This window comes from Taklimakanibacter lacteus (assembly GCA_003576695.1).
In the GTDB taxonomy this organism is placed as follows: Bacteria; Pseudomonadota; Alphaproteobacteria; order Rhizobiales; family Aestuariivirgaceae; genus Taklimakanibacter; species Taklimakanibacter lacteus.
Map to the genome: position 1 here is coordinate 365,564 of QOZQ01000006.1, position 15,839 is coordinate 381,402.

General features: G+C 62.0%; 17 protein-coding genes. 9 read left to right on the forward strand and 8 right to left on the reverse strand.

Features of this window, described 5'->3' with window-relative positions:
• Nucleotides 1–57: 57 nt before the first annotated feature.
• Nucleotides 58–933, reverse strand: a complete 876-nt coding sequence (phhA, locus tag DT068_RS14740; RefSeq protein ID WP_119390594.1) for a phenylalanine 4-monooxygenase — start codon at nucleotides 931–933, stop codon at nucleotides 58–60.
• A 130-nt stretch (nucleotides 934–1,063) separates the two neighbouring features.
• The gene (locus DT068_RS14745) at nucleotides 1,064–3,748 is read right to left on the reverse strand and encodes a caspase family protein (RefSeq protein ID WP_119390595.1); all 2,685 of its coding nucleotides are present in this window, start codon (nucleotides 3,746–3,748) and stop codon (nucleotides 1,064–1,066) included.
• 147 nt (nucleotides 3,749–3,895) lie between these two features.
• Here DT068_RS14745 and DT068_RS14750 point away from each other — a divergent pair, with 147 nt between their 5' ends.
• Nucleotides 3,896–4,264, forward strand: coding sequence for a hypothetical protein (locus tag DT068_RS14750; RefSeq protein WP_119390596.1), 369 nt, complete (start codon nucleotides 3,896–3,898; stop codon nucleotides 4,262–4,264).
• Nucleotides 4,265–4,911: 647 nt separating this feature from the next.
• Here DT068_RS14750 and DT068_RS14755 read toward each other — a convergent pair.
• On the reverse strand, nucleotides 4,912–5,388 hold the full coding sequence (locus tag DT068_RS14755) for a GNAT family N-acetyltransferase (RefSeq protein WP_119390597.1): 477 nt from the start codon (nucleotides 5,386–5,388) through the stop codon (nucleotides 4,912–4,914).
• Nucleotides 5,389–5,393: 5 nt separating this feature from the next.
• Nucleotides 5,394–6,428 carry a methyltransferase gene (locus DT068_RS14760; RefSeq protein WP_119390598.1) on the reverse strand — a complete coding sequence of 345 codons (1,035 nt, stop codon included), beginning with the start codon at nucleotides 6,426–6,428 and terminating at the stop codon, nucleotides 5,394–5,396.
• A 97-nt stretch (nucleotides 6,429–6,525) separates the two neighbouring features.
• Here DT068_RS14760 and DT068_RS14765 point away from each other — a divergent pair, with 97 nt between their 5' ends.
• Together DT068_RS14765 and DT068_RS14770 are read left to right on the forward strand one after the other, a co-directional pair.
• Nucleotides 6,526–6,858 carry a type II toxin-antitoxin system PrlF family antitoxin gene (locus tag DT068_RS14765; protein ID WP_119390599.1) on the forward strand — a complete coding sequence of 111 codons (333 nt, stop codon included), beginning with the start codon at nucleotides 6,526–6,528 and terminating at the stop codon, nucleotides 6,856–6,858.
• A 105-nt stretch (nucleotides 6,859–6,963) separates the two neighbouring features.
• Nucleotides 6,964–7,455 (forward strand): type II toxin-antitoxin system YhaV family toxin, encoded by a 492-nt coding sequence (locus tag DT068_RS14770; protein ID WP_119390600.1) that lies wholly within the window; start codon nucleotides 6,964–6,966, stop codon nucleotides 7,453–7,455.
• Nucleotides 7,456–7,580: 125 nt separating this feature from the next.
• Here DT068_RS14770 and DT068_RS14775 read toward each other — a convergent pair whose 3' ends face one another.
• The gene (locus tag DT068_RS14775) at nucleotides 7,581–8,327 is read right to left on the reverse strand and encodes a hypothetical protein (protein ID WP_119390601.1); all 747 of its coding nucleotides are present in this window, start codon (nucleotides 8,325–8,327) and stop codon (nucleotides 7,581–7,583) included.
• 389 nt (nucleotides 8,328–8,716) lie between these two features.
• Here DT068_RS14775 and DT068_RS14780 point away from each other — a divergent pair, with 389 nt between their 5' ends.
• From DT068_RS14780 to DT068_RS14795, 5 genes are all read left to right on the forward strand, one after another.
• Nucleotides 8,717–9,454: a type IV toxin-antitoxin system AbiEi family antitoxin domain-containing protein gene (locus DT068_RS14780; protein ID WP_119390602.1), complete on the forward strand. Its 738-nt coding sequence runs from the start codon at nucleotides 8,717–8,719 to the stop codon at nucleotides 9,452–9,454.
• On the forward strand, nucleotides 9,451–10,365 hold the full coding sequence (locus DT068_RS14785; protein WP_119390603.1) for a nucleotidyl transferase AbiEii/AbiGii toxin family protein: 915 nt from the start codon (nucleotides 9,451–9,453) through the stop codon (nucleotides 10,363–10,365). Before DT068_RS14780 ends, DT068_RS14785 begins: the two co-directional genes overlap by 4 nt.
• A 62-nt stretch (nucleotides 10,366–10,427) precedes the next feature.
• Nucleotides 10,428–10,751, forward strand: a complete 324-nt coding sequence (locus DT068_RS28025; protein ID WP_162914203.1) for a hypothetical protein — start codon at nucleotides 10,428–10,430, stop codon at nucleotides 10,749–10,751.
• On the forward strand, nucleotides 10,748–11,752 hold the full coding sequence (locus DT068_RS14790) for an NADP-dependent oxidoreductase (RefSeq protein ID WP_119390604.1): 1,005 nt from the start codon (nucleotides 10,748–10,750) through the stop codon (nucleotides 11,750–11,752). Before DT068_RS28025 ends, DT068_RS14790 begins: the two co-directional genes overlap by 4 nt.
• A 24-nt stretch (nucleotides 11,753–11,776) precedes the next feature.
• On the forward strand, nucleotides 11,777–12,775 hold the full coding sequence (locus DT068_RS14795) for a LysR family transcriptional regulator (RefSeq protein ID WP_162914204.1): 999 nt from the start codon (nucleotides 11,777–11,779) through the stop codon (nucleotides 12,773–12,775).
• Here the strand turns inward: DT068_RS14795 and DT068_RS28030 are convergent.
• A complete protein-coding gene (locus DT068_RS28030) occupies nucleotides 12,772–12,927 on the reverse strand; it encodes a methyltransferase (protein WP_162914205.1) in 156 nt (51 codons plus the stop codon). The two genes, DT068_RS14795 and DT068_RS28030, sit on opposite strands and share 4 nt — an antisense overlap.
• A gap of 43 nt (nucleotides 12,928–12,970) precedes the next feature.
• Here DT068_RS28030 and DT068_RS28035 point away from each other — a divergent pair, with 43 nt between their 5' ends.
• Complete coding sequence (locus tag DT068_RS28035; protein WP_162914206.1) at nucleotides 12,971–13,111, forward strand: hypothetical protein; 141 nt, start codon at nucleotides 12,971–12,973, stop codon at nucleotides 13,109–13,111.
• 23 nt (nucleotides 13,112–13,134) lie between these two features.
• Here the strand turns inward: DT068_RS28035 and DT068_RS14805 are convergent, their stop codons facing one another.
• Both DT068_RS14805 and DT068_RS14810 read right to left on the reverse strand, forming a co-directional pair.
• A complete protein-coding gene (locus DT068_RS14805; protein ID WP_162914207.1) occupies nucleotides 13,135–13,350 on the reverse strand; it encodes a methyltransferase family protein in 216 nt (71 codons plus the stop codon).
• 117 nt (nucleotides 13,351–13,467) lie between these two features.
• Nucleotides 13,468–15,723 (reverse strand): GmrSD restriction endonuclease domain-containing protein, encoded by a 2,256-nt coding sequence (locus tag DT068_RS14810; RefSeq protein ID WP_119390608.1) that lies wholly within the window; start codon nucleotides 15,721–15,723, stop codon nucleotides 13,468–13,470.
• Nucleotides 15,724–15,839 lie beyond the last annotated feature (116 nt).

The window sequence follows — 15,839 nt, forward strand, 5'->3', positions numbered from 1 at the left end:
GGGAGTTTATGCCAGTACCGTATAAATGCATAAACTATATCAAATTGCCCGTCGCCGTCACTTCAGCTTGGTCTTCGTGCCTGGAAATTCGCGCCAGTACTCGCCGCTGCCCTTCCGGATCACCTTGTCGCCGGCCAAAATCTCGAATGGCGTCAGCGTCGGCTCGCCGCGCACTTCGTCGAACAGCGCCATGATGTCCCGGCCTTCCAGCACGTCGAACAGGTCCTCGAAGCGCTCGATCACGAAATAGCTCGCCTGGAAGTCGTCGATATAATAGCCGGTGCGCAGCACGCGGGTGAGGTCGAAGCTCAAGTGATGGGCGGAAGCGTCCTGCGCCACATATTTCGCCTCGCCATAGGACGAGACGATGCCCGCCCCGTAAATCTTCACCCCCTCGGGCTTGCGGATCAGCCCGAACTCGATCGTGTACCAGTTGAGGCGGGCGAGGAACTTCACCGCCTTCCTTTCGATGGCCTGAAGCCCGATGCGGCCATATTCGTTCATGTATCGTGCATAGGCCGGGTTGGTGAGCAGCGGCACATGGCCGAACACGTCATGGAAGATGTCGGGCTCTTCCAGATAGTCGAGCTGGGCGCGGCTCCTGATGAAGGTGCCGGCCGGAAACTGCCGGTTGGCCAGCATCTGGAAGAACGGCCGCGACGGGATGAGCCCCGGCACCGCCACCACTTCCCAGCCGGTGATCTTGCGCAGGCGCGCATTCATCTTCGCGAAATCGGGCACGCCGTCGGGACCGATGCCGAGCGCCTCGAGACCGTCGAGATATTCCTGCGCCACCTGGCCCTTGAGCGTTGAGAGCTGGCGCTCGAACAGCGTGCGCCAGATGGCATGGTCTTCGCTTGAATAGCGGCCCCAGTTCTGGTCGATGATGCAGTCATCGAGCGTCTGGGCGGCAAGGACGGCATGAGCGGACATGGCATTACCTCCTGCGCTTCTGCCTTGGAACGCGCGGCGTGCGGCTTTGGTTGCTCACTATATCAGCATATAATGCCCGGAATCGCGCAAATCTGCGGGCTTTGGCCGGGATCCTGCGCCAAATCGCGCATCACGGGCCCGCCGCCGGCGCAAGCTTGCCGAGCGCGCCGTCGATCTCGGCCAGCTGGCCGGCGAAATAGGCATCGTAGCGGTCTTCGCCGAGGGATTTGTAGATGTCCCATGAAGAGGCGAGCCGCGCTCTCGCCTCCTCGATCGTCTCGCGTGAGCCGGTGCGCCGGCCCAGCGCCATCAGCGCCGCGGCGAGATTGTTCTCGCTCATGGCCCGGCTGCGGGGCAGCGGCCCGTTCGACTTTTCCTCGAGCGCCGCGCGATAGGCGGCGACGGCTTCGCTGAGCCGCGCCGTGCCGCTCTCGCGCTCGCCCAGCGCCTTGAGCGCGGCGCCCAGATTGTTCTGGGTCGAGGCCCATTCGATCGGCGCCTGCGCGCGCGGCCGCGCCATCAGCGCGGCCCGATAGGCCGCGACCGCCGCCTCGAGCCGGGCGGGGTCGTTCTCGCGCTCGCCCAGCACCGAAAGCGCATTGCCGAGATTGCCCTGGATGCGCGCCCAGGCGAAGGGCATGCGCTGGCGCGTGATCTCCTCGAGCGCCAGCTCATAGGCCGTGACGGATTCATCGAGGCGCTCCGTGCCGCTCTCGTCCTGGGCCAGCGTCTGCAGCGCATTGCCGAGATCCTCCATGATCTTGGCCCAGGTCAAAGGCATGCGCTCGCGGGTCATTTCCTCGGCCGCGGCGCGATGCGCGGCAAGCGCCTCATGCAGCCGCGCGGCGTCGCCGCGCTCGCCCAGCATCTCGAGCACGCTGCCGAGATTGTTCTGGATCACCGCCCATTCGAGCGGCAGGCGCGCGCGCGTGATCTCCTCGAGCGCCGCCTGATAGGCGGCGGCGGCCGCATCGAGGCGCGCCATGCCCGATTCGCGCTGGGCCAGCCGCGACAGGGCATTGCCGATATTGGCCTGCGTCCTGGCCCAGTCGACGGGCGCCCGGGCGCGGCTGCGTTCCTCGAGCGCCGCGCCATAGGCGGCGAGCGCCTGCTCCAGCCGCGCCGGGCCTCTTTCGCGCCCGCCCAGGCTCTCGAGCGCGAGGCCCAGATTGTTCTGCGCCTTCGCCCAGTCGAGGGGGGCGCGCGCGCGCGGCGCCAGAGCGAGCGCCTCGTCATAGGCGGCGATCGCCTGTTGCAGCGCCGCGTCGTCGCCCTTGAAGTCGCCATGGTCCTTCAGCGCGCCCGCCTCGGCGAGCTTGTAGGCGAAAGCGAGGCCGGTATCCCATGTCTTCGCCTTCTCATGCGCCGCCTTGAAATCCGCCGCGGCCTTCCGATGGTCGAAGGCCAGGATGTTGGTGCGCCCGCTCGCGGCATAGACCTGCGCGAACTCGATCTCCCGCGCCATCACATCGGCCTTGGCCTGCTCCACCGCAGGCGACAGCTGGCCGATGCGCGTCTTGGCTTTCTCATGCAGGGCGATCGCCGTCCGGATCGCGCCCTGGTCCAGCGCCTCATCGGCAAGCGCCGACAGCCGCGTGAGCTCGGGATCCTCGCTCTTCAGCGCCCGGCGCTCGGCGAGGAAGCCCTTCAGCTTCTCCGCCCCCTCGCGCAGGCGCCGGTCGAGATCGGCCGCGTCCTTCGCCCCGCCGGGCTCGAGCAGGTTGAGCATGCCGTAGAGCGCATCGAGCGGCACCGCATCCGCGCGCGCCAGCGTCTCGACCAGCCGCTTCCTGTCCTCAGGCGTGCTGGCGATGGCCAGCAGCAGCTTGCGCCGCTCGCCGCGGATCGAGGCCTCCTCGCCCGCGTCGCTTTCCGCCGCCAGGCCGAAATAGAGGAACTGCCTGAGATTGTGGTTGGTCCACGGAACCTGCCGCCCGCCGGTCTCGACATAGACCTCCTGGCTCACCAGCGTCATCACATCGCCGAAATCGAGGCCCTTCGCCGCCAGATGCTTGAGGAGGGCTTTGGCATAGGGGCTGTTGCCGTCCTTCGGCCCGTCGAGCGCCACATCGCCGGGTGCGGCGGCGAAGCCGAGCACCGTGGCCGTTCCGCTTTCGCTTTGGGGCGTCGCCTCGGGCTCGATGACGCTCACCCCCTTGGCGGTCCCGGCGAGACCCTGCGCGCCGACCGGCACCGGCCTGTCGGCGGGCGACGGGCGCAGGCTGGCGCCCGGCGGAAACGGGCTCGTCCGGCAGGCATCGAGGAGGAGGATGGTGAAGGGCACGCTCTGCTGCAGCCGGCGCAGATAGGCCGAGAGCGGGATCAGCCTGTCCTGCGCCTTGTCCAGCGCGGTGAGATCGGCATCGACCGGCACCAGCCAGTTCTCCCCGCCCGCCTCGATGCCGTGCCCCGAATAATAGATGAGCGCCACATCGGCGCCCGCCGCATCCTCGGCGAAGCGGTCGAGATCGCGCCTGAGCGTCCGCGCGTCGCGGTTGACGGCGTCGCGCGCATCGAAGCCCAGCCTGTCGAGCAGCGTCTTGATCGAGCGGGCATCATGGGCTGGATTGGCGAGGGCGCCGAGATGCGCATATTGGGTCTCCCCGATCACCAGGGCGACACCCTTGAGCGCCCGCGTCTCCTCGGCCGGCGCGCCGCCGCCCAGCAGGGCGAGGAGCGCCAGCGCCGCGATGAGCGCGCGGGCCGGCCGCGCTGCCCGGCCGGACAATATCGCGAGGCCGGCGCGCCACCGCGCCGGCCTCGTGTCGGAAGTGCCATCTGCCACCGGCGCCGTCATGCCAGCGGGTCCTTTCATGTCATCGGTTGCGCAGTCTCGCCGAGGATCCCGGCAGCACCATGTCAGGGCAAAGGCAGCGCCAGGGCAAGCGAAAGCTGGGGCGCGCCATCGGCAGCGGCCATGTCCGCCTTGACGATGACGGGTCGCTGCGGTCTAGTTGCCGCCATGACCCGCCTTCTCGCTTTCTGTCTCCTCGTCCTGTGTCTCGCCGCGCCGGGGGCGCTCGCCGATGATCGCCTGAGCAGCGGCGAGATGCGCAAGGCCGTTCTGGGCGACTGGTCCGGCCGCTGGAAATCGACCTCGCTGTCGCTGTCGATCAGGGGGGATGGCAGCGTCAAAGGCCGCTATGCCGGCATACCGGCGCGCGGCAGCTGGGCGGTGAAGCGGCGCGGCTCCGGCGATGAGTTCTGCCTCACTTTCCGCTCCATCCTCGGCAGCGACACCAAATGCGGCGAGCTGTTCCGCCAGGGCCATGGCGTCATCTATGGCTATCTCAAGCGCGGCAAGCCGCGTTTGTGGCTGAAGCGCGGCTGACCGATTCATACTCCTTCCTCCGCGAAGCGGCAGAGCTGTCCGGGGAAAAAGTGCGAGGTATTCGTAGAAGCCCGCAAGAGCAGGGATATAACCTTATCTTTGACAACCGAGACTCAGAACTCACCTCGGTTTCCCTTCGCCCGTGCGCAGCATGGGAGAAGGTGGCCGAAGGCCGGATGAGGGCTCTTTGCTCGACTGCGGCAGAAAGCAAATGTTTCGTTCTTGCTACAATCAACTGCTTGAGAATAGTGAGAGGTGAAGAGCCCTCACCCGCCCTCTCGCCTTCGCGAAGCCGAGGTTTCGCCCCGACAGAGCAGATAACTTCCGCTTCGGCGGAGCAAGGTCGGGCACCCTCTCCCATCCTTTGGACGGGAGAGGGGGAATGATTGGACGAGTTCGACACCGAATTCATTTTCCCCGGACAGCCCTGCGCGAAGCGGGGGAAGGTGGCGCGAAGCGCCGGATGGGGGCGGCGCCGCGCGAACCGTGTTGATAGTGGCTTTGCATCCGAGGCCCGCCATGCCGAGGCACAGCCTTCCAGCAGTTTCATCGGTTGCACCACCCCATCCGGCGCTTCGCGCCACCTTCCCCGTGCTTCGCACGAGGAAGGAGCAGGATGTGTGAGCTCGACAGCCCTGCGAAGCGCGTCAGCGCGAAGCAGGGTCGCGCCCCGGAAAGGCGACGCGCCTGAACGGCCAGGCGGTCTGAAGCCAGTGCCGGAAGGCGGCACCCAGCCTGTCGTCGAGGCCGTCGGCGACGGCGCTTGTCCGCACCCACCAATAGGCATCGGCATCATAGCCTTCCTGCATGCTCGGATAGATGTAGCAGCAGCCGAGGCACATCGCCTCGTCCGGCGCCATCACCGTATAGGCGAAGGAGCGCCGCAGCCTGAATTCGCGCTGGTGCCAGCCGAGGTCGATCAGGTCGTCCTCGCGCGTCAGCCCCTCGGGCCAGCTGCTGGTGGGCGAGAGCGCGCCTTTCAGCCTGTCGGCGCTCGTCATCACCGCCTCATAGTCCTTGTCGAGGTCATCGATGGTGAGCATGCGCAGATGAAACCCGTCTCCCTCGAGACGCGCCGGCACTTCGAAATCGGGCGGCACCAGTTTCTGCCAGTAGGATGACATGGTCTCTAAGCCTTCACCGCCTCGATGACGCTCACCGTCGACTCGGTCGGCACGATGCGCGTCAGCCTGAAGCCGGCCTTGGCCAGGAGCTTCTCATATTCCTCGGAAGTGCGTTCCTCGCCGCCCGGCAGCGCCAGCATCACCATGTCGAGGATCTTGCCGAAATGCGGCTCATCGCCGGGTGGCAACACCATCTCGATGAGGAGGAGGCGCGCATCGGGCTTCATCGCTTTGTGCACAAGCCTGAGGATGGTGAGGCACTGCGCCTCGCTCCAGTCATGGATCACATGCGAGAGGATATAGGCATCGCCGCCTTCGGGCACCGATTTGAAGAAATCATGCGCCTCGATGCGGATGCGCTCCGCCACACCTTTGGCCTCGAGGAAGGAGGGCGCGTCCTTCACCACATGCGGCAGGTCGGCCAGGATGCCCTTGAGATGCGGATGGAGGCTAAGCAGCACTGCCAGCATATTGCCATTGGCGCCCCCCACATCGACGATCGTCGTGAGCTTGGAGAAATCATAGGCCCTGGCCACGGCCGGCGGCTCGCCGCCATGGATGCCCACCATCGTCTCCGTGAACAGCGAGGCGAGCTCGGGGTGCTTTCCCAGATAGTCGAAGGCCGGCATGCCGTTGATCTTCTCGAACGCCGTCCTGCCGTCCTCGACGCTGGAGGCGAGCGCTTCCATGGCGCCGGTGAACCACGGCCCGCACACAGTGAGGATGGAGGAGCGCGCATAGCCGGGCGCGCCTGTCTTCAGCGCCTCGCCGAGCGGCGTCAGCCCGAAGCGCTTTCCCTCCGTCTCGGTCAGGATGCCGAGCCCGGCGAGGCTGCGCATCAGCCGGTGCAGCGACGGCGCATGGAGCTTGAGCGGCCCTGCGATCTCCGCCGCCGTCTTGGGCCCCGAGGCGAGCTTGTCCGCCAGGTCGAACTTCGCCGCCGCATGGACGATGCAGGAGACCCAATAGGCGGACGCCATCTGCACCAGCTGGGCGGAGGGTGGAATGGGTGGTTGTTGTGATTTGGACCCTTCGGACATGTCGTATCTTCCTCCCTTGTTCCCCGGATCTCCAACATCCCTTGACAAGGTAAGGAATATTCCTTACTTATGTCGGGAGGCAAAATTGGAGCTGTCCATGGCTGCGCTGCTCAAGGAAGAGAGTACCATTACCGCGAAGGGCCAGACCACTGTTCCCAAGGCTGTCCGGCAGGCTTTGGGTGTGGACTACGGTGGACGCATCGCCTTCTTTGTCGACGACCAGCGCCGGGTCTATGTCGAGAAGGCGGCGGAAGAAACGAGCGACCCGGTTGTCGACCGCTTCCTTGCGTTTCTGGCGCAAGACATGGCCAGGCATCCCGGGACATCCATTGTCACCTTGCCGCCTGCGCTACGGGATCGCATCGCCGCCCTGACCGAGAACATGGACGTCGACCTCGATGCCGAGATCGATGGGGATGTCGCACTCTAAGAGCATGATCCGGAAAAGTGGATACCGGTTTTCCGGAAGAATCATGCGCAAACAAAAAGCTGGAGCGTTAATGTCGACTCGACGAAAAGCCGTCACGCTCTAGCCATGCTCACGATCAATGGCTGGACCATTCTCGCCCATCCTCTGTTTCTCGATCAGTTGGAAAAGCTGGCCGGGGCCGTCGAGGCATTGAAGGCGAAAAAGCCCGACCAATACCAGAGGAACGCCAGCACCAAGCTGCTGGCGGCTTTGAACAAGCTCGTTTTCCAGACGATACCGGCTGATCCGATGGCGACCGTCTATCGGCAGGGCTCGACGCTGGGTGACGGATACAAGCACTGGTTTCGGGCAAAATTCGGCAACGGTCGGTTCCGGCTGTTTTTCCGCTACGACACGAGCTCGAAGATCATCATCTTCGCCTGGGTGAATGACGCCACGACCCTGCGGGCCTACGGCGCAAAAACTGACGCCTACAAAGTCTTTAAAGGGATGTTGGACGACGGCAATCCGCCCGACGACTGGGCCTCGCTGCATAAGGCGGCGTCCGAGAACGCTACGGTAAAGCGGCTGGATAGCGCCTCTCCCACAAATCCGTGACGAGCACGCCGATGAAGGTCAGCAACGGAAGAAGATTTTGCGATAAGGATTTGCTCCAACTTATTGATCTGAGAATGCCGCAACCGGCTTGTCCAATGAAGATATCGCCCCACACCCCGTCGGGCTCATAGCCTTGTCCGGGCAGCCTCCAGTGACTGCTGGACGACATAGACCAGGAGCACGAGGGCCGCGTTGAATTCGAGCGCTTCCTCCAGCGCGGACAAGGCTCGGGAGGACGTGGCGACATCGACAGCCTGCGCCAGGCCGATCAGCCCGACGTGAAGGAAGAGCAGGGCGTAGCGCGAAAGCCCTGGACCGGCGCCCCATCCGGCCCTTTTCGCAAGCCGCAATGCCACGAGCATGAGTGCGATGGATGCGCCGGCGATAAGCCCGACCCACAGCAAGCCAAGGCCGGGGCTGACATCGGCCAGGAGGCGGTAGGCCAGGATCAGCAGGTCGTGGAATCCGTCCAGCTCGCCGCCGCCATGGAGCGGGGGCGGCTGAAATCCAAGAAGGCGGGCGCCGAAGCTGGTCTCGTCCAGCAACTCAACGAGCCCGAGAAAGCCCGCCAGCACGAAGGGCAGACGCGGGCCCCAGGCGACACTTGCCGAACCCGCCCCGAGCACGGCGCCCGCCAGGCAGATGACGCTGCCCGTCTCCACGATGCCGTCTTCCCGAAGCAGCACGCCGCGAATGCCGGGCACGAGGATCGCCGTCAGGGCCATGACTGCGGTGCAGAATGCGATGACAGCGACTGTCCATGTCAGCCAGCGAAATTCACTGATCCGCTGTGGCCGGCGGGAGAAGCCGGCGGGCATGCGCCATGCCGTGCCGTCAGCACGCCCGGCGTGGATTTTGGGGTTTTCCGGCATTTAGGTGTCATCGATCTGTCATAGCAGTAAGGCGAAACGGAGAACCCCGCCGTCTATTCCCGGCCGGGTGACGCTTTTCGTTCGACAGCTTGTTATGCCCATCCAATCTGCGAGCCATTGACCTCCAATTATCATGAGCGATAATTCCAATCGTCTCCGGACGGGAAGAAGGGGAACTGGAGGAGTAATTTCTCCTTTCCAGGAGCCTCGCAAAATTCCATATGCATAGCCCTCCCCGTAGAAGGGGGCGGCCGAAACCCGGGCTCGGCCGCAGGGAAAGGCTTTTCCTTTCAATTCATTTGGATTGGCGCAGATAATCGTAGTCTGGCTACGATCCAGTCGCCAAAGTCAAGCTTGCCCGATTTTGGAATTATTAGTATAATCGTAGTATGGCTACGACTCAAAGAGACAAGCTAAACAAGCTCTACACCTGCCTGGCGCCAGGGACACCGCTGACCTCCGCGGATCTTGCCGCCCTCGGAATATCGGCCGATCTCGCGGTCCACTATGTTCGGGCGGGTTGGCTGGAGCGGCTGGCGCGCGGGGTCTTTTGCCGCCCCAATGATCCGCCCGCCTTGCATCCCAGTGTTGCGCGGCTGCAGCGAAGCTTTGAAGGCCTGCATGTCGGCGGCAAGTCCGCGCTCGACTGGCATGGCATCCGCCACTACGTGTTGCAGCGGCCCGTCCTTCATCTCTACGGCTGGAAGGCTGGGCGCCTCCCTGAGTGGTTCACCCATCGCTTCCCGGCCGGGTATCACCGCAAGCGGCTGTTCGAGGAGCACCCCGGTGCATTGCTGCATGTCCGGCCCTTCGAGAACCGCAAAGGCGCTCCGCTCGTCTCGGCGCCGGAGCGCGCGCTGCTGGAGGTTCTGAGCGAGGTGGGCGTCAGGCAACCGCTGCAGGAAGCGCGCGAGCTGGTGGAGAGCAGCTACAGCCTGCGTGCTGATGTTCTGAACGACCTGCTCAAGCACTGCACCAGCGTCAAGACTGTGCGCCTCTGCCTGCAACTCGGCCGCGAGCTCTCCCAGCCCTGGGCCAGCAAGCTCGACCCATCCCGGTTGCCCAAGGGCAGCGACCGGCCGTGGGTGTCGCGTTCGGCTGACGGCCTTCTGGTGCTGAAGCCGTGAACCAGATCTATCTGGACAGCGCCCGATTGCTGACGCGCGTCGCCCCGCTCGTGCTCGTCGACGATACCTTCGCGCTCAAGGGCGGCACGGCGATCAACCTGTTCGTGCGCGACATGCCGCGGCTCTCGGTCGACCTCGACCTGGTGTTTCCCGATTACACGCTGCCGCGCGAGGAGGCGCTCAAGCGCATCAACGAAGCCATCCGCCAGTCCGTTGCGCGCCTGAGGAAGCAGGGCTTCCAGACCCATGCGCCGGCTTCGGCGGATGCCGGCGAAACCAGGTTGCTGGTGCGCCAGGGCGCCATCGAGGTCAAGGTCGAGGTCAATTTCGTCATGCGCGGCACCGTTCATCCGCCGCACATGGCATCGCCGACACAGAATGCGCGCGACACGCTGCAAGCGGATCTCGATATCCCGGTAGTGTCGCTTGAAGACATGTATGGCGGCAAGCTGGTCGCGGCGATGGACCGCCAGCATCCCCGCGATCTGTTCGACATCATGCAGCTCTTCGCGCATGAGGGGATCACGGCGGGCATCCGCCGCGCTTTCGTCGTCTATCTCGCGAGCCATAATCGGCCGGTGCACGAGGTCCTGTTTCCGTCGCTTCGCGACATCCGTCAGGAGTTCGAGCATAATTTCTCAGGCATGACCGCCGAGCCCGTCGAGCTCGATGCGCTCCTGGCGGGGCGCGAGCGGATGGTGCGCGAGCTTCAACAGGGCCTGACGGCCGACGAGCGGCGGTTCCTGCTATCGCTGGTCGCTGCGCAGCCCGCGTGGGATCTGCTGGGCGTGCCGCATCTGGAGCAACTGCCGGGCGTCCAATGGAAGCTGCAAAACCTTGAGCGTCTGCGGAAGGCCAATGCGCGCAAATTCGCCGAGCAGTCCGACGCGCTCAGGAGAGCGCTGGAGTGAGTCTGGGCTGGAGGACAACTCTTGTCGGGCACAGCCACAGAGATCTTTAGGGGAGGGCGAACATGCGCAAATCGCGAGATATCACTCAGAAGGGGCGAATTGCGGCGAAGTCTTTGGCGCATCGGCTGACAGGATTTTCGCTGCCATTCTTTGGCGGCGCCGCCAGGCCCGGTATGGAGCGGGATTGGCGTCGGTCATCGGCCTCGACGGTGCAGTCTTGTTTTAAACAAAGCGAGAGCATTCCTGTGGGCGGCACTTTTGCCCGGCCTGGCATTGCGGGGATTGTCCGGCAGCACGGACAGGCAGTTCCGAAAAGCGGACTACCGGATGCGCAAGGCTCGCGTTATTCGCTGGGCCTCAACGCCACCATATCGGGTCGACCATGACAAGGAATTCGAGCTGGCTCCTCAAGCGCTACCCCACGGGGATGCCTGGTCCCGACGACTTCCTTCTGGAGGACCTTCCTGCGCCGGCCGCCGGCCCAGGCGAATTGCTGGTCAGGACTCTATGGCTTTCCGTCGATCCCTATATGCGCGGCAGGATAAGTCCGGCGAAAAACTATGCGGCCGGATTGAAGATCGGCGACGTGATGCGCGGCGGCGGCGTGGGTGAGGTCTTGCAGTCGGAGTCCCCCGGCTTCAAGGCCGGCGACATCGTGCAGGCCGATGATTTCGGCTGGCAGCCGATGACGGTCATCTCAGGCAAAACCGCCATGGCGCTGGATCCGGCGGCGGCACCTGTCCAGGCCTCGCTGGGTTGCCTCGGCATGCCGGGCCTGACCGCCTATTTCTCGCTGCTTGATGTGGGCTCGCCCAAGGAGGGCGAGACGGTATTGATCTCGGCCGCATCCGGCGCCGTTGGCCAGATTGCCGGCCAGATCGCGCGCATCCGCAAGCTCGATCCCGTGGCGGTTGCCGGAAGTGACGCGAAGCTCGCCTGGTGCAGGAGCATCGGCTATCGCGCCGGTGTGAATCACCGGACGGCGGCGGACCTGGCAGACGCCGTGGCTGCCGCCTGTCCGCAGGGTGTCGATGTCTTCATCGACAACACCGCGGGGCCGATCCACGATGCGGCGATGTCCAGCCTCAATCTGTTCGGCAGGGTCGTCATTGTCGGAACGGTCGCCCTGGCGGATCGCTTCGGCCAGCCGGATTTGGGGCTCAGGCACCTCAGGCGCATTCTGGTCACCCGCGCCAGGATCCAGGGCTTTCTCCTGGATGACTTTGTGCAGTCCTACGTCGCCGCTCGGGCGCAGTTGCTGGCCTGGTACAGGCAAGGTCTTCTCGAAACGCGGGAGGATATATCGAGCGGCATCGATACCGCTCCTCACGCCTTCATCCGCATGCTAAAGGGCGAAAACTTCGGCAAGCAGCTGGTGAAGCTGTGATGTGGTAGAGCATGATCCGGAAAAGTGGATGCCGGTTTTCCGGAAAAATCATGCGCAAACAAAAAGCTGGAGCATGATCCGGAAGAATCATGCGCAAGCGCGCCTTCGTCCTGCGGAGGGATGGGCATGGAAAATATCGACGATATGCTGCTGTTTGCCGAGGTCGCGGATTGCGGCAGCTTCACCCAAGCGGGGGCCCGCCTCGGCATTCCGAAATCGACGATCAGCCAGCGCGTGTCGCAGCTGGAAGCAAGGCTGGGTCTGCGCCTGCTCAACCGGTCGACGCGCAATGTCACTTTGACGAACAGCGGCCGCGTCTATCTGGAACACTGCCGGCGTGTCAGGGCCGAGGCCGCCCTCGCCGAGCGGGCGATGTCCAATCTGAGAGACCAGCCGATCGGCGCGTTGCGGATCACCTGTCCGGAAGTCACTGCGACATACTTCATGCCGGGCTTCCTGCGGGATTTCTCCGCCCAGTTCCCGAAAGTTGAAATTGAAGTGCTGGCCACCAATGAGCATCTGGACATTATCCGGGAACGGATAGACTTCGCCTTTCGCGTAGGGCCTGTTTCCGGCCAGGACTTCATCATCCGCAGCCTGTCTTCCGTCAAACGGATGCTGGTCGCGTCTCCGGACTATGTCGCTTCCGCAGCGCCCATCACCCATCCCAATGATCTCCTTGCACATCGCTGCCTGGTCCATGCCGCGCATCTGGACTGGAGTTTCTCGGACGAGAACGCGAGCGTATCGCTCCGCCCCGTCGCCGCACTGAAAAGCGATTCAATGGGTTTCCTTCTCCAGTCGAGTGTGGTGGGCGCGGGAATCTCCTTGTTGCCGGCCTATGTCAGTGCGGCCTTCAGGTCGTCAGGCGCTCTCGTTGAAGTCCTGCCGCGCTGGCAAGCCTCCACCTATCAGATGAGCATGATCTATCCCAACAGGACCAACCTGTCGAAAGCCCAGTCCGCCTTTCGCGCCTTCACCGATGCATATGATTTTTCACGTTTGGCGAATGCACTGACTTAGCAAGGGGACTCCAGGTCGGCCAGGATGCCCTTGAGATGCGGATGGAGCGAAAGCAGCACCGCCAGCATATTGCCATTGGCCCCGCACATATCGATGATCGTCGTGAGCTTAGAGAAGTCATAGGCCTTGGCAACGCGGCGGCTCGCCGCCATGGATGCCCACCATCGTCTCCGGGAACAGCGAGGCGAGTTCAGGATGTTTTCCCAGAAAGTCGAAGGCCGGCATGCCGTTGATCTTCTCGAACGCCGTCTGCCGTCCTCGACGCTGGAGGAAAGCGATTCCATGGCGCTGGTGAACCACGGTCCGCACACAGTGAGGATGGAGGAGCGCGCATAGCCCGGCGCCCCTGTCTTCAGCGCCTAGCCCAGCGGCGTCAACCCGAAACGCCGGCCGTCGCTCTCGGTCAGGATGCCCAGCCCGGCAAGGCTACGCATCATCCGGTGCAGCGACGGCGCATGCAGCTTGAGTGCGCCTGCAATCTCGGCCGCCGTCTTCGGCCCGTCTGCAAGCTTGTCCGCCAGGTCGAACTTCGCCGCCGCATGGACGATGCAGGAGACCCAATTGGCGGATGCCATCTGCACCAACTGGGCAGAAGGTGGGAGGGGTGGGTCTTGTGGTTTAGATGTGTCGGGCATGCTCTCCACCTGAAGAAAACTCAAACATTGACCATCAGTGACACGATGTATCACTGCCTATTTGCCGAATCGTTGCCTGATGTATTCATTTGCTTGTGAACCTTTGAGCTCGCTTGTGGCCGCCCCTGTTCTAACGAACAATCGCTCTTCCCCACCGTCTTTGAGATAGAGCGGTGAGCGTCCAGGCAGACAGTCGACCGCGAGGACCCGCTTGCCACCAAAATCGTCGAACCGCGGATGGATATAGAGGGTGTGAGTTGTCCCCAAGCGAGACTTGATCAAGTTGATCAAATGGAGATTCATTTTATCCTCGTTTGGGAAGTGATCCTCCTCAATTCCGAGAGCCACGCCGTCATCGGTGACTCCGATAATCAAAGTCCCGCCGCCGGGAGAGTTCACGAACCCGGCTATGGTGCGGAGGACGCTGAATTCCATACGCGGGTCGGGTTGCTGAGTATGCAGGTTTGTTCGCAGAGTTGATTTGAACTCAGTCGTCGAGCTTTCGCCACCGGCAACGATAGCGGTAAGATCGAGGACCGCTTCGAGTTTACTAACAGACTCACCTGACAATTTAAGATAGGCCGCATGGATAATACCCGCGATCAACTCGCGTCGCCTTTCGAGGAATTCTCGGTAGTCTAAGTTGAACCAGCCATCTGGTAGAGCGTGCCAGTAATACATACGCTCAAGATCCTTCGCGGAGAAGTTGGCTTCCATTTTCTTGACGTAATCGGCTGGTGCTTTCCGTGAGATTTTTACATTGTCATTCCATTCCACGATGGCAAAGTTGGCCGTCTGATTCATCTGACGAGTTTCGTCGATTCCAATACTCTCGAGGTAGGCTTTTGGAAACAGATGATGACGTTCAACGGCGTTCCGGGGCGCCGTGAGGCTTGGATCAAAGTGATCGGATACTCTATGAACGGAATAGAGAGCCTTGGCGTCAAGGAGGCAAAGGGCAGCAAAATAAGCAAACAATGACGGACTGCGAGCAGCCGAAGTCGCTAGCTCATTGGGCAGGGTAATAGCCCAGAAGTCTGCTGTCAGCGTCGAATCACAAATCTCCGACAACACTTTAACGAAGCCATCTGCGGTATTCACCTGCCGGAATCTGGCCAAGTCGAATTCCATTTTTGACTCAGGTGAACTTGTGTAACGGCCGGTCAGGGCGGTCATGAAGAACCATTTGCTCATGAGGCGCTGAAGGAGTTGTTCGTCGACCGCAAGTTCCGTCCTACCAATGAGGTACAGGCTGTACGCAAAGAGCAGATTGTTCTCGGAGCTGATTTGCCTTTCAGAGCGGAAGCCGGCGCCACGAACCGATTTGAGAAAATCGTGCCAGTACTGCAGATTAACGACATGGGCTTGGGCGGTCTTGAGTTTGGCAAACTGCTCATCCCGGCGCTCCCGACTGAATTCCCCGGTCTCCAAGTCCTTCCCGCGGAGAAGTGAATAAACATACTTAAGGCGTGCTCGACGGAAGGCTAGATTGACACCGACCCGCAAGAGCTGATCGGGGCCAGGTTGAATGAAGTGGTTAAATGGCGATGGCCCCGAAACGGAAGGCACTCGAGAGTCCCTACTGAACTTCTCTAGTTCAAATCGGCCGGCGTCCCAAAAGACTGACATGAGTGTCAAAATGAAATCGGCCTGATTTAGCTTCTTGCCTTCGGAATTGATTCGGACAAACACCTCAGCAACCTGTTCCTCACCTACTTGAGAAGACAATTCCAGTGCGGTGAAGGGATAGCCCATCAGATTGGAAAGCCTAATCAGTGCTGACTGTATTTGGGCTCTCTCTCCCTCGGAGATTGAGCGGCTTTGAACTAGGCCATTCAAGTATGCATCGGAAATGCTAAAGATGTTGGCGCCAGCTTCCCACAGGACGGAAATGTTTGGGATATAGGATGGGTCTCGACGCGTTGCTGCGTCAGCGACTTCAAATTGACTTGCCAGCGGATTGAATGCGATCTCTATTTTTTCTGGTTGGTAGTCTTCTCGGATCACCGGCGTTCCGGTAGTTACGGCATATAGGCTTGTCAAGCGCTGTTGGCCGTCAACGACAAGTAACCGTGGCGGTCGCTGCTTCGAATCAAGTCCGATTGATCTGCTGCCTTCAATTTCGGTGGTCTCCCAGAAAAGAAAATAGCCGACCGGAAATCCCCGAAACATTGAGTCAAAAAGATTCCGGATCTTCGCGTTGGTCCAAACAAATGGCCTCTGTAGATCGGGAAGGCCGATATCGCCCATCTTGATGCTTTCAACCAAGCTTCGCAGTGTTGGTTCGACTTTCTTGTAAATTGTTTCAACCACGCCATCCCTCCATAGGTCTTATTTCTGATTTATGCAGAAGTTCTGAAAGAAAACCAAAGCAAGGCCACTGTTATTCAATAATCATCGACTGCTGGTCGTGATTCACAGGATTGAGC

Coding starts and splice junctions, on each gene's coding strand:
- DT068_RS14765 (WP_119390599.1), top strand. CDS start 6,526: ATGGCTGCGCTGCTCAAGGAAGAGAGTACCATTACCGCGAAGGGCCAG.
- DT068_RS14805 (WP_162914207.1), bottom strand. CDS start 13,350: ATGGCATCCGCCAATTGGGTCTCCTGCATCGTCCATGCGGCGGCGAAG.
- phhA (WP_119390594.1), bottom strand. CDS start 933: ATGTCCGCTCATGCCGTCCTTGCCGCCCAGACGCTCGATGACTGCATC.
- DT068_RS14745 (WP_119390595.1), bottom strand. CDS start 3,748: ATGAAAGGACCCGCTGGCATGACGGCGCCGGTGGCAGATGGCACTTCC.
- DT068_RS14775 (WP_119390601.1), bottom strand. CDS start 8,327: ATGCCGGAAAACCCCAAAATCCACGCCGGGCGTGCTGACGGCACGGCA.
- DT068_RS14755 (WP_119390597.1), bottom strand. CDS start 5,388: ATGTCATCCTACTGGCAGAAACTGGTGCCGCCCGATTTCGAAGTGCCG.
- DT068_RS28025 (WP_162914203.1), top strand. CDS start 10,428: ATGCGCAAATCGCGAGATATCACTCAGAAGGGGCGAATTGCGGCGAAG.
- DT068_RS14770 (WP_119390600.1), top strand. CDS start 6,964: ATGCTCACGATCAATGGCTGGACCATTCTCGCCCATCCTCTGTTTCTC.
- DT068_RS14790 (WP_119390604.1), top strand. CDS start 10,748: ATGACAAGGAATTCGAGCTGGCTCCTCAAGCGCTACCCCACGGGGATG.
- DT068_RS28030 (WP_162914205.1), bottom strand. CDS start 12,927: ATGGCGGCGAGCCGCCGCGTTGCCAAGGCCTATGACTTCTCTAAGCTC.
- DT068_RS14760 (WP_119390598.1), bottom strand. CDS start 6,428: ATGTCCGAAGGGTCCAAATCACAACAACCACCCATTCCACCCTCCGCC.
- DT068_RS14780 (WP_119390602.1), top strand. CDS start 8,717: ATGGCTACGACTCAAAGAGACAAGCTAAACAAGCTCTACACCTGCCTG.
- DT068_RS28035 (WP_162914206.1), top strand. CDS start 12,971: ATGTTTTCCCAGAAAGTCGAAGGCCGGCATGCCGTTGATCTTCTCGAA.
- DT068_RS14750 (WP_119390596.1), top strand. CDS start 3,896: ATGACCCGCCTTCTCGCTTTCTGTCTCCTCGTCCTGTGTCTCGCCGCG.